The 13,193-nt window shown below is 44.3% G+C and carries 9 protein-coding genes; 7 read left to right on the forward strand and 2 right to left on the reverse strand.

The features are described from left to right. The first annotated feature begins 447 nt into the window (after positions 1-447). The 5 genes from MH144_RS01050 to MH144_RS01070 all read left to right on the forward strand — a co-directional run bounded on the left by MH144_RS01050 (position 448) and on the right by MH144_RS01070 (position 7,638). Positions 448-2,748: a helix-turn-helix domain-containing protein gene (locus MH144_RS01050; protein ID WP_239296679.1), complete on the forward strand. Its 2,301-nt coding sequence runs from the start codon at positions 448-450 to the stop codon at positions 2,746-2,748. Positions 2,749-2,898: 150 nt separating this feature from the next. Continuing rightward, positions 2,899-4,404 (forward strand): extracellular solute-binding protein, encoded by a 1,506-nt coding sequence (locus tag MH144_RS01055; RefSeq protein WP_239296681.1) that lies wholly within the window; start codon positions 2,899-2,901, stop codon positions 4,402-4,404. A gap of 33 nt (positions 4,405-4,437) precedes the next feature. Further along, positions 4,438-5,367, forward strand: a complete 930-nt coding sequence (locus MH144_RS01060; protein ID WP_239296683.1) for an ABC transporter permease — start codon at positions 4,438-4,440, stop codon at positions 5,365-5,367. 21 nt (positions 5,368-5,388) lie between these two features. Further along, entirely contained in the window at positions 5,389-6,264 is an 876-nt protein-coding gene (locus MH144_RS01065; protein ID WP_239296685.1) for a carbohydrate ABC transporter permease, read from the forward strand. Between the two features lie 45 nt (positions 6,265-6,309). Beyond that, positions 6,310-7,638 (forward strand): glycoside hydrolase family 28 protein, encoded by a 1,329-nt coding sequence (locus MH144_RS01070; RefSeq protein ID WP_239296687.1) that lies wholly within the window; start codon positions 6,310-6,312, stop codon positions 7,636-7,638. A gap of 87 nt (positions 7,639-7,725) precedes the next feature. Here the strand turns inward: MH144_RS01070 and MH144_RS01075 are convergent, their stop codons facing one another. Both MH144_RS01075 and MH144_RS01080 read right to left on the reverse strand, forming a co-directional pair. Next, on the reverse strand, positions 7,726-8,757 hold the full coding sequence (locus MH144_RS01075) for a glycoside hydrolase family 88/105 protein (RefSeq protein ID WP_239296695.1): 1,032 nt from the start codon (positions 8,755-8,757) through the stop codon (positions 7,726-7,728). A gap of 20 nt (positions 8,758-8,777) precedes the next feature. Beyond that, the gene (locus MH144_RS01080; RefSeq protein WP_239296697.1) at positions 8,778-10,484 is read right to left on the reverse strand and encodes a glycoside hydrolase family 2 protein; all 1,707 of its coding nucleotides are present in this window, start codon (positions 10,482-10,484) and stop codon (positions 8,778-8,780) included. A 161-nt stretch (positions 10,485-10,645) separates the two neighbouring features. Here MH144_RS01080 and MH144_RS01085 point away from each other — a divergent pair, with 161 nt between their 5' ends. Next, on the forward strand, positions 10,646-11,485 hold the full coding sequence (locus MH144_RS01085; RefSeq protein WP_239296699.1) for a helix-turn-helix transcriptional regulator: 840 nt from the start codon (positions 10,646-10,648) through the stop codon (positions 11,483-11,485). A 160-nt stretch (positions 11,486-11,645) separates the two neighbouring features. Next, positions 11,646-13,124 carry a DUF5605 domain-containing protein gene (locus MH144_RS01090; RefSeq protein ID WP_239296701.1) on the forward strand — a complete coding sequence of 493 codons (1,479 nt, stop codon included), beginning with the start codon at positions 11,646-11,648 and terminating at the stop codon, positions 13,122-13,124. The last annotated feature ends 69 nt before the right edge of the window (positions 13,125-13,193 follow it).

Raw genomic sequence — 13,193 nt, forward strand, 5'->3', positions numbered from 1 at the left:
TTTACGTAAAACGATTCTAGTGAAAATAACTTAACAATATCTTGACAAAGGAAATAAAAACCTCCTTATTTTAGTGTATTTTAGTTTGTTGTCTAGTTCCTTTTAATATATCGGCGCAATTATTATATTTTGTAGAAACTTGCTTAAAGTCCGCGATTTTCAGGAAATTATGACTAGGTTCGTTGAATATTTAAATAAAATTAGGTAGTCAAGAAGAACCTGATCGTGTTCGATGTATGTTTATTCATGAAAACGAAGTAGTAAAATCTAACTGCACTTTTATACAAGTACATTGAATGTGCTTATCCTTTTTTGATTAAGAACAGATATTTTGCAGAAAAAATGAAGAGCGAAATATACATGGATTTTTCTTATTTTTCCATTTGGCGTTCGAACGTCGGATGATAAAATGACTGCAACAAATTTGTGCAGAGGAGATCATCCATTTTGAGAAAAAAAAGTTTGCTGATTAAATTGTTTGTTTTCGGAAGTTTGGTCAGCATTCTTCCTGTTGTGCTCGTTGGCGCTTTTTCCACCTTCAAATCTTCCAAAGAGATTCAAAACCAGAACAATCTTGCCCAAATGCAATTGATTCAACAGGTGAAATCCAACATTGAACAGGTCGTTTTCGTTGCCGATCACACCTTTACGAATCTGCTGGAATCGACAGTCATGGAAGATGCCTTAAATAGCGGCCTTCAGGCTAACCATTTTCAACTCTACAATCGCCTACGAAGAGAAATTATCAATTTACAGTCATTCGATACAAAAGTGGGGGAGGTCATTATCCTCAATAAACGGCAAAATTGGATCATCCTAAATCAGGGGATTCGGCGACTGGAAGCTCACCCAAGTGCTGAAAAACTCATGGGATTTTTCACACTCGAAGATGTTTCTTCTTGGCACTTGCTTAAGAACAGTGACTATAAGGATCTCCCTCAAAATGCAAGCTGTCCTTATACGATTAGCGAGATTCGCAAACTGCCTCATTATCGAAAAGATCATTCTGCTTTGAGCTTCCTGAACATCCCTGCTTGCAGCATTGCTGACATGATTTCGTCGGGCGAAGGGTCCAATGAAACGATGATTATCGATGAACAACATAACATCATTGCCCATCGCAATCATGAACTCATCGGCACAAATCTGTTGGATCACCCTAATTTTGATTCAAAAGTAAATTTCTCCGAAGCTTCCGGACAATTTTCACTAACCCAATCCGGGGAGCCATACACCGTGACATATAACAAATCATCGTTGAATAACTGGACCTATTTATCCATCGTGTCCGTTGATCAGTTGACGCTGGAATCCAGACAAATCCGCTGGTTTACACTAATCATCAGCCTAGTTACCATCGCCATATCGATGATATTCGTATACTTCATCTCCAAACATATTTATTTTCCAGTCAACCGATTGATCCAACGCATTCATCAAAACAAAAGCGACTCCAATGACAAAATAAGCAATGAACTTCAAGTTATTGAACACTATATGAACGACCTGTACTCGTCGAAATCGGATCTTGAGACCGTGATGCACGCGTACCACCAACAAGTTCAAACGTTATTTTTAAGCCGTTTATATGGTGGTTCACTCCGAATCGAGGAGATTCATGGCAAATTGCTTCAATTCGATTGGTTGGATCGGATGAATCGTTGGGGCAGTATGACGGTGTTGACGCTTCAATTGGATACGCTCGATGACACCCATTATGATATGAAGGATCTTGATCTGCTGCTGTTTGCGGTCTCGAATATCGTGGATGAAATGGTGGACAGCAAAGAACGATTCCCCAGTGTATGGTTCGATCAGACGTTAGTTATTCTCAAAGGACATCCGCACAGCGAAGTCGACAAGTTGAGGGAGACAGATTACAAGTTAACCGAGTCGGTGAAAAATGCAATTCAGCAATATCTCCATCTGTCCGTGAGCATTGGGATCAGCTCTTCTTTTCACCATATCAGCTATGCAGCCAGGGCATATGAGGAAGGAATGGAAGCACTCAAAAACAGGGTTCTTCTTGGGAAAAGCGTTATTGTCCCATATTTCAGCACTCAGTCCAACCTTGCGACTGTTATCCATGACTATCCCGTTCAGATTGAAACGGAAATCATCGAAGCGATCAAGATTGCAGATGAAAAAGCAGCCAGGGATTCGATTGCAGAGTGGATGAGCTTGGTTTGCAATGATACGCTACCCTTACACGAGTGCCAAGGATTTATGATGAGGCTTTTAACTCGCTTCCTCATGTTGAAGCAAGAGATGGGGATCAGTTACGAGCAATTGGGTTTCCGAAAGAGTTCCAGGTATATGGAACTTTTTTCGTTGCATATGAGCGAAGAGATTGAAGCGTGGTTCACCGTGAAGATGATCATCCCCATAATCCACGTTTTAGATGAACGCAGGGAGTTCCAATTCCAAAATTTATCGGAACAAATGATCGATTATATCCATCAGCATGTGGAAGAGGATGTGACCTTGGAACGTTGCGCAGCAAGCATGAACTATAATGCCAGCTATTTGAGCAGTGTTTTTAAAATGGAAACAGGACAATTGTTCAGCGTATATCTCGCAGATTATAGACAACAGCTCGCAAAGACATGGCTGAAGAATACCGAGATGACCATCAAGGAGATTGCAGAGCGGCTCAGATACAGCAACTCCCAGAATTTTATCCGCTCCTTTCGCAAAATCGAAGGTATAACTCCGGGGCAATATCGTTCTCAGCATCATAATCAGTGATGTCTAATTTACAAATTATGTGTAACACCAATAATCATGTTTTTGGATATGTCCTCAATGGAGCGTTACAAAAGACATGATTATATGCGTTATTCCTGTCTGCCTTTATCATCAAAATGAACCGCAACCTACCGAAGGGGAGATGACAAGATGGCAAGGCATAAAATGATGTTTGTCGTAACCGTGGTGATCATGCTCATTTTAGTAACCGCTTGCAACGGAGGAGAGGGGGCTTCTTCCGGCAACGGCAATTCCAAAAAGGAAGAGCGGCCAACGATCTCTTTCATGTCCATCCTGCAGACGGCAGAGACACCTGATCCAAAACTTGAAAAGGCTTTGGAAGAGAAATTGAACGTGAACTTGGAGATTCAGTGGATTCCCGCAGCAACTTACGTAGATCGGTTAAACTCAGCATTTGCGACAGGCAACTTAACCGATGTCTCCAGCATCTCCTTGGATGGACCTATTAAAGAAGCCGTTCGTGACGATCAATTTTGGGAAATTGGACCTTACTTGGACCGGTTCGAAAATCTGAGCAAGCTGAAACCGGAGATCATGAACAATGTAAAAGTGGACGGCAAAATATACGCCTTATATCAAGGCCGACCGCTTTCGCGCCAAGGCATCGTATATCGTAAAGATTGGGCCGATCATTTGGGATTGGCAGCCCCTACGAATACGGATGAGTTATTAAACATGTTAAAACAATTTACGGAGAATGATCCAGACGGTAATGGCGTTAACGATACGATTGGCCTTGCCGACCGTGATGATCTGACTTTTGGTGCGTTTAAAACGGTTGCTTCCTGGTTCGGCGCACCGAATGAGTGGGGGTTCCAAAACGACAAACTGGCTCCTGCATTTATGTTACCGGAGTATAAACAGGCTATGAATTATATGAAGGAGTTACGGGATAAAGGGTACATGAACAAGGATTTCCCTGTCACAAGCAAGGTAGATCAACAGAACATGGTGGCAAACGGGACGGCTGGCGTGTATATCGGCTGCATGTGTAACGTTCAACAGCTGCATACCGACGCAGTACAACTCAATCCGAAAGCTGAGTTTGACGTGTTTAACCAAATCAAGGGACCAAATGGTGAATATACCGTTTGGGCTATCAATGGATACAATTACTCCTATTTGTTTCCGAAATCCGCCATTGAGTCCGAAGAGGAGCTTCTGCAGGTTCTAACATTTATGGACCAACTGATGTCCGAAGAGATCTCCAATCTGCTGATTTGGGGGATTGAAGGTGAACATTACAACGTTGTCGATGGAGCTGCCATACCGATTGAGGATCAATCCAAGATCGACCGGGAAGTGTATCCTTACATGTTTTTCGAGATTGGCGAGCCTGAAACGAATGGACGATTGCTCGGAAACTCATCGTACGAGCCAGCGAACAAGGCTGCGGAATTATTTGAGGACAATGACAAGTATGTAGTGTCAGATCCAACGATTACGCTGGATTCCGATACGCTGTCCTTAAACAAGGACCGATTGAAGCAAATCATGAATGACGCTACTTTTAACTATATCCTTGGTGAACTCGATGAAGCGGGGTTCCAGGCAGAGATTAACCGGTGGAGAAGTGAAGGCGGAGATCAAGTGATCGAAGAACTTAACGCTTCCTATGAGCAGAATGCCAATTAAACGTTTATTCAAAATGAAAAGGAAGATGTCAGGATGAATGGAAACGGACTTTTGAGAAGGCATCCGGTTATAAGCAATCTGGTTCGCAACAAATGGATTTATTTAATGCTGTTTCCGGGTGTTCTCTACATTTTGATCTATAAATACATTCCGATGTATGGACTTATCATTTCCTTTCAAAACTATAAACCCTATAAAGGGATCAGTGGAAGTGAATGGGTAGGACTGGCACACTTCGAGCGGCTGTTTACTTCACCCGATTTTGGAATGATTTTTTCGAACACGCTGATTTTGTTCGCGCTGCAGCTCATCTTTTATTTTCCGATTCCGATTATATTAGCGTTGATGCTTAATGAGGTTCGAGTGAAGTGGTATCAGAGAACGATCCAATCTCTTGTTTATTTGCCGCATTTCATGTCTTGGGTCGTTGTCGTATCGATCAGTTATGTATTGCTTACCCTTGATGGAGGTCTGATTAATGGTATTTTGGCTAGTATGGGACTGGACAAAATCAACTTTTTGTTAAGTGAACACTGGTTGCGGCCCATGTATATTATCCAGGTCATTTGGCGCGAAGCGGGCTGGGGAACGATCATTTTCCTAGCGGCTATCGCAGCGGTTGACCCACAATTATATGAAGCAGCCAAAATGGATGGTGCCAATCGTTTTCGCCAAATGTGGCATGTTACATTACCAGCAATCCGAAATGTCATTATTACCCTGCTCATTTTGAAGATTGGAGACACCTTGGAACTGGGCTTCGAGCATATATATCTGCTCCTGAATTCAACCAATCGGCAAGTGGCGGAAATATTTGATACGTATGTATATGTCTCGGGTATTCTGCAAGGGCAGTATAGTTACGCGACGGCTGTTGGTTTCTTTAAAGGATTCGTCGGACTTGTGCTTGTCGTGTTGGCCAACTGGCTGGCCAAGCGGTATGGCGAAGATGGAATATATTAGAGAGTAAGGGGCGCTAGTACAATGATTCTGGAGAAGTCTCTAGGCAGTCGTATGTTCAACTGGATTAACGGCATTTTGTTAGCGATCGTTGCCATGTTATGCGTGTTTCCGTTTTTGCATGTGGTAGGCAGTTCTTTTGCGACCAATGCTGAGATCGCTTCCAAAAAGTTTCTATTGTTTCCCACGGATTTCACATTCGATGCATATAAATATATCTTTTCTACGGACACGATTATACGTGCACTGGTCATCTCCATTCTGATTACGGTTGGTGGCACCCTATGGAGCATGTTGTTTTCGGTGATGACAGGCTACGGTTTGTCGAGAAGAGATATCTATGGCAGAAGAGTGATCATGTTCCTGTTTGTTTTCACCATGTTATTTAACGGCGGGATGATTCCAACATTTATTATTGTGCAAGAGACAGGGTTAATCGATTCGTTGTGGGCACTCATCATCCCGAGTTCTATCAGTGTGTTCAACATGATTATATTACGTACTTTTTTTCAAAATCTGCCTGCTGGTTTAGAGGAATCAGCCAAAATTGATGGTTGTAACGATGTAGGGATCTTGTTTCGCATCGTAATTCCATGTTCGATGCCTGTGATCGCAACCATCTCGTTATTTTATGCAGTAACTTACTGGAACACATATATGAGCGCGATCTTGTATATCAATGACTCGACAAAATGGCCCATGCAGGTATGGCTGCGGCAAATTGTGGTCTTGGCGAGTGGATTAAACTATGATGCCTCCATATATTCGGATACGCCGCCACCTGCGCAATCGGTCAAAATGGCAACGATCGTGGTCACGTCCTTGCCCATTATCGTGGTCTATCCCTTCTTGCAAAAGTATTTCTCTAAAGGGGCTTTGCTAGGGTCGATTAAGGCATAGCCATACGTACATCAATTATATAAAGAAAGGCTGGTACACCCTCAAATGAATACGAATTATTATCATACTCCTTTTGAAATGGAAGAGATTTTGCCCCCAACGTTCCCAGATAAGGTCTTCCATGTAGCCCATTTCACAACAGACGATGAGCATACAGATCTTGGCGTTATTCAAAGAACGATCGAAGCTTGTTCCAGAGAAGGAGGTGGAACCGTCATCATTTCAGCGGGAGAATGGGCATCGGGACCGCTGCATCTTCAAAGTCACATTCAGCTGTGCTTTGAAAAAGGTTCCATCGTTAGATTCAGCAATCGTTTCTCGGATTATTTACCGGTTGTATTCACGCGCTGGGAAGGAATGGAATGCTATAACTATTCTCCGCTCATCTATGCCAAAGATTGCGAGAACATCGCCATAGTGGGAGAAGGCACGCTGATCGGGAACGGTGAAGCATGGTGGCATTGGAAACAGCTGCAACAGGAGGCGGCGAATCAGTTGTGTTATGCAGAAAGCGATGGCATTCCTGTGGAAGAGCGGATCTATGGCACGGAAGAGGACGCATTGAGGCCATCATTTATCCAGCCAATTAACTGTAAGGGCGTTTTGATTGAAGGCCTCACCATCCAGAATGGCCCACAATGGACGATTCATCCGGTATACTGTGAAAATGTGTTGATCCGCAAGGTCCATGTAGTTAGTGTCGGACCCAATACGGATGGTCTCAATCCAGACTCATGCCGAAACGTACTCGTTGAAGACAGTTACTTCGAAACCGGCGATGACTGCATTGCCATTAATTCAGGCATGAACGAGGACGGATGGAGAGTCGGAAAGCCCTGTGAAAATATCGTCATTCGAAATTGCACGATGAAAGAGGGACACGGTGGTCTTGTAATCGGCAGCGGCATGTCTGGAGGCGTCCGTAATGTTTACGCACATCATTGTTATATTGGCGGCGGTGATCGGGGAATCCGGCTTAAATCCATGCGCGGCCGAGGTGGAACCGTTGAGAATATCTGTTTCGAAGAGATTGAGATCAACGATGTTCGGGAAGAAGCCATCCAGATCAATATGTATTACGGGTACAGTACGGTCGTACCGAGAACAACGAAGCCATCCATATTTAATAAGATCGCAGTACGGAATATTACAGGTAAAAATGCTAAGATTGCCATAGAACTCAAAGGGCTGCCTGAACAACGATTAAAAGAAATTCGACTTGAGAATATCGAACTTTCCAGCGAGGTGGGATTAATCTGCGAGGATATTGAAGATTTGAAGGTTACGGATGTTAACCTTATTGTATCTAAGCCGGATAAAGGTAGCTTGAAAAATGTGTTTGAATTGAGCTTGAAAAATTTTAAAGAAAACTAAGTGTACAGCCACTTTTGAAAAGCGAAGAAGCAAGCAACCGTCCTGTTCCGATCCGAAGCGGGCGGATTGCTTGCTTTTTTTATTACATCAGTATTTATTGTTTTTGGACTGAAGCAGTTGAGCGAAGAAAGCAAGTGCAAGCCCTTGCCCCCAGCCTTGAATTCGTTTATCGGGTACTTGCATATATCCATGCGCATCATCCATTACTGCAGTTCCCGCCGAAACATGGGTGACAGATCCATTGGCTGTAATATTAGCGGAAAGGGCGTCCAGTGTTTTCTGCGAAAACTTATTGTATAGGGTGCCGCGGCTTAGAAGTGCGACGCCGATTCCTGCCGAACCGGAAGTTTCTAATGGAGAATCTGATCGGTCAAGCACAGTGTGCCAAAATCCGGACGAATCTTGTAAACGTACAAGTGCACTTAGCTGGTCTCGTAGTGATCCAGCAATAATCATGTAGGAAGGATGGGTGACCGGAATGAGTTTGAGCGCTTTGGACATGGTTAACGCAGCCCAAGCATTCCCTCGTGCCCAAAAGACGGATGACATGTGATTCTGTGCAATATTGTCCCAGCCGTGGTAGTAGAGATGGGTCTCTGCATCCTGCAGAAGGTTCTCATGTCCGTGATATTGACGCAGCCCTTCATTGAAATAATCCGTTTTTCCTAACAGATCACCGATCCGCAGCAAATAGAAACCTGCCATGAACATCGTATCCACCCAGGCCTGCTCCGGAAAAATGTCTTTATCGGAGTTGACAGTATGTTGAAGAACACCATCTCCGAATTTAGCTGCATCATGTAACAGATAATCAGCCATTTGTGTGGCTATCTCAATATACTTTTCCTCTTGTGTGGAGGTATATAAGGTTAATAGAACATGGCCGACCGAAACGGCATTAACCGTCCATCTCGGAAGGCCTTCATCCATATATTCATCGACCCAGGTTTTTACCTTTTCAAGATAGGCAGGGTTGCCTGTAACCTCATAGGCTTCACACACGCCGTAAAATGCAACGCCGCCAGGCCAATCCCAGCTAAAATCCATGTGAAATGTCCGTTCGACGACTCGGTCCATCATGTCTGTGATTTGCTGTTCATCGAATTGAAGATGTGGCACAATCGTCATCCCCTAACTTGTTATTCATTCCATGATTTATAGATCTGGCTAACCTCACGATAGGACTGTTTGGGCTTTCGATACTCATTGACCAGTCCTTTATTGTTGAAGCTGCGCGCCCGATCCCGAAAATATGGGCTATCGCTGCTCAGTGCTCCTCTGACATCGGCGAATTGCCATATATATGTGCCCCCGATCTTCGGATCGTCTCTGAAGATGGCCAGCGCTTCGGTTACGATTTTGGCTTGGTAGTCTTCACTAAACAATCGGGGCTCCCAGCCTACATCACCGTATATGCCTGCTCCGCCAAATTCCGTCATGAGTACCGGACGGTCACCTGCTCCCAAGGCTGCGGCCCTTTCATGAAATTGATGCAGCATGTCCCGAAAGTTGTTGGTATCCCCTTCGTACCATCCATAGTATTTGTTGATTCCGATCACGTCGAACAAAGGCAGCAGAACATCTTCCAACGGATGCATGGTGGCAAAGGTAACAAGGCGGGAGGAATCAAGTCGTTTGACCAACGAAACGAGTTGTTCTGACATGTTATAGGCATCTTGCGTGCGGGAATCAATCTCATTGTGAACAGACCAAAAGATGACGGATGGATGATGGTAATGCAGGTGAATCATTTCCTCGATCATGGTCATTGCTCGTTTCTGGAATAGGGATTCTTTCACCGTGCCGTTTGGCATAAATGCTCCCCACATGGGAATTTCACTCCAAAATACAAAACCATGTTCATCCAACAAGTCGAGCCAATATGGGCTTTGTGGGTAATGAGAGCCTCGGACGGTATTGCATCCCAACTCCCGAATGATGTCCAAATCCTTGCTCATCAACTTGGGCGGAAAAGCAAAGCCCCATTCGGGGTGTTCTTCGTGGCGGTTTACGCCCTTCAAATACACGGGAGAACCGTTTATCCAAACTCTGTGGTCTTTCGTTTCAATGGTACGGAAGCCGATTCGTTCCACCTTGTCATCATCATAAGTTTGAGCATGGATGGAATATAGTTGGGACTCGCCAACGTTCCATAATCGAACGTTTGACCAGTTTGCATGAAATTGATAGTCAATAGACTCGCCGGGATCTACGGAGATACGGGTAGAATGAAATTCATTACTGCCTTCAAACAATGTTAGCGAGGTAGTTGCATGGGTCGATGACAGTGACTTTATTTTCAAGGATATCTGTACATCTGCATCCGTACCAATCAAGTCATAATCGATCTTCAGATCCTGAATGTATAGATCAGGGAGACGTTGAAGCTCGACGGAGCGTATAATGCCCCCGTAATGAAACCAGTCCACATGCTCTGTGGGTATCGTTAAACGGTCCAGTGTACTGTCTGTGCGAATAATGATCTCATGCTCTCCTGCGGCCAAAGACGGAATCACGAAATCAAAAGGGGTGTAACCGCCATAGTGATATCCCAAATGATTGCCGTCGAGATATACATCGGAATGACCAAGCACGGCGTGAAAGATCAATCGGATATGTTGAGTCTCATGAACATGAATCTTTTTCCGGTACCAACCGACGCCTTCGTAATCAAATAGAGAGATCTCGTTGTTCCAACAGGCCGGAACATACATGGGTGTATATTCATGTGGAAAACGATCAAACCATTTTTGTTGTATCCCTTTATTTTCGGTATCTTTGATAAAGTCCCAAGGACCATCAAGCCATTCAGTATGACGAATATGATGCTCACGAAACGTTCTCAAGACGGCGTTCCTCCTAACATGACTTTTTCTGGGTAGATTTGTAATCATTGTGGTGCTAGTATGGATCATAACATGAGGTTCTTTGCTCAGGAATGGAAGAAACCTTGATAGGCATGTCAATATCGATCCTGATGTAGTGTCATGTTGGAGGAGGAAGAGTCATGAAAGAAGAGCCTTATCGAATTAACAATCTTGCCCTTCATATTCGATTTATTTTAGATAAAGAGACGTATCCAGGTTGGGAGGATATACGTAATCTGGTGAATGTACATAGCTTGTATTGGATACATGAAGGAGAGGGAACGTTCCTAACGAATACGGAACATGAAGTTCGAGCGGGCATGCTAACTTATTTGAAACCAGGACTGAAGCTATCGATGCGTTCGAAACCACATTCCCCCCTCCGAATGACCATGGTTCTTTTTGATTGTGCAGAATTTGTATACGAAGCGGGTGTATGGCAGCAGATTTCTCCCATTGAGAAGCTGAGGTTGCCCTTTTTGAGTCAATACCGAAGAGCGCAGGCTGAGGAGATCGGCTCGATGTTCCATGATATACATAACGAGTGGGTGGCCGGGATTGCCGTTGGTGAAACCGTTGCTCATCCCAAAATGCAAATGTTGCTGCATAAGCTGCATCAGAATGAAGAAATGGATTGGAATGTGGCAGACTCGGGAGCTTTTGCTGCCTACGAACAAGTAAAATGTCATATAGAGAATCGTTACAAAGACAATTTGCGCATAGAAGTTTTGGCCGAAGAATATTCCATATCGGCGTCCTATTTACGGAAAATATTTGTCAAACAGATCGGTATGGGTCCCAAAGTATATTTAAATCATTTGCGCAATCAACAGGCATGCCGCTATTTAGAGTTTACGGATTATCCGATCAAGGAGATTGCGAAACTATGTGGTTATATAGAAGAGTTTCATTTTAGTAAGATGTTCAAACAACTAAATGGGACTTCGCCTAGTAACTATCGCGCAAGACACAGACAGTAGAGTATCTCCATATGTACATTGGTTCCCTGTAATCTAAATTAGGTTTTAAAGAAGTGTTGCTGATCATAAAATGAAATAATGCTAAAATATGGTTAGTGAACACAAACAATCGAATACGCTTACAATTCAGGAGAGATACGATGGGAAAGGTGGAGGATTCATGGAAAACGCGATGCTTAACGAAACCGTTGCTGAGTGGTCACGGTTCGAACTTCGGTTGCCAGGCCCTACCGAAGGTAATCCCTTTGTGGATACAGAATGGACGATCGTTTTTCGTCTGGGTGACCAGGAATACAAGGTGTCCGGCTTCTATGCGGGAAGTGGCGAGTACGTCGCCAGATTCATGCCACCCGAAACCGGAAAGTGGACTTACGAGACGTTCAGTCACCGTCCCGAGTTGAACCAGGTACAAGGAAGCTTTACTTGCGTTTCTGCAGCATACGAGGTTCACGGCCCGGTAAGGATACGGAACGAGGATCGTTTCGCTTATGCAGATGGTACACCGTACTATCCATTTGGAACGACAGCTTATGCTTGGATTTATCAGACAGAGACATTGCGATCGGCAACACTGCAGACTCTTGCTGGAGGCCCCTTTAATAAAATTCGCATGTGTTTGTTTCCCAAAAACTACTCTTTCAATGCCCAGGAGCCAGAATTATTCCCTTTCCTAGGTTCTCCTGAGAAGGGATTTGACAAAACTCGTTTTAATCCGGCCTTTTGGGAACATGCCGAGCGCTGCATCGAATCACTGCTTGAGCTGCAGGTCGAAGCGGATCTCATCTTGTTTCATCCTTATGATAAAGGGCGATGGGGCTTCGACCGCATGTCTTCCGAGGAAGATGAACGTTATCTTCGATATGCGATTGCCCGATTAGGCGCTTACCGGAACGTATGGTGGTCCTTGGCGAATGAATATGATTTCATGAAGGAAAAAACAATGCAGGATTGGGACAGGCTGGTTAGCCTGGCTGCGACAGAAGATCCCTATCATCATTTGTTATCCATTCATAATGGAACGGCCATGTACGTTCCTGAAAGCATAGTGATGTATGATCATACCCGGCCTGAAATTACCCATTGTAGCATTCAGCATTGGGACGTCACGTTGGTCTCCTTATGGAGGACCCAATACGGGAAACCAGTGATCGTCGATGAATGTGGTTATGAAGGGAATCTGCAGCAGCGATGGGGTAATCTGAGTGCGGAAGAAATGACACATCGCATATGGGAAAGTTTTGCACGGGGCGGATACGCCAGTCATGGTGAGACATATCTCCATCCTGAAGATGACATTTGGTGGGCCAAAGGGGGGACTTTATACGGACGAAGCCATGAACACATCCGCTTTCTTCGCAGCATTGCAGAGCAAATGCCGTCTGGCACGCGTACGATCCCAATCCGTGATGTGCCAGTGATGGGTGTGGAAGGCGAATACTACCTGCACTATTATGGACAGCACCAGCCAGGATACCGTGAAGTGGAGCTTCCGGAAGACCGTGAATTTGAGGCTGAATGGATCGACACGCAGGGGATGTTTATCACCAGACTGCCGGAAACATTTCGGGGCATGAGCCGAATTCCTTTGCCAAGCCGACCTTATTTTGCGCTGCGCATACGTGCAACGGAACAGAGATAGTGATTATTTGAGAAGTGATTGCCAAGGTACATTCCCTTGTTGGATTGTAAACTGAAAAAGCTGATACGG

The organism is Paenibacillus sp. ACRRY, assembly GCF_022346995.1.
In the GTDB taxonomy this organism is placed as follows: Bacteria; Bacillota; Bacilli; order Paenibacillales; family Paenibacillaceae; genus Paenibacillus.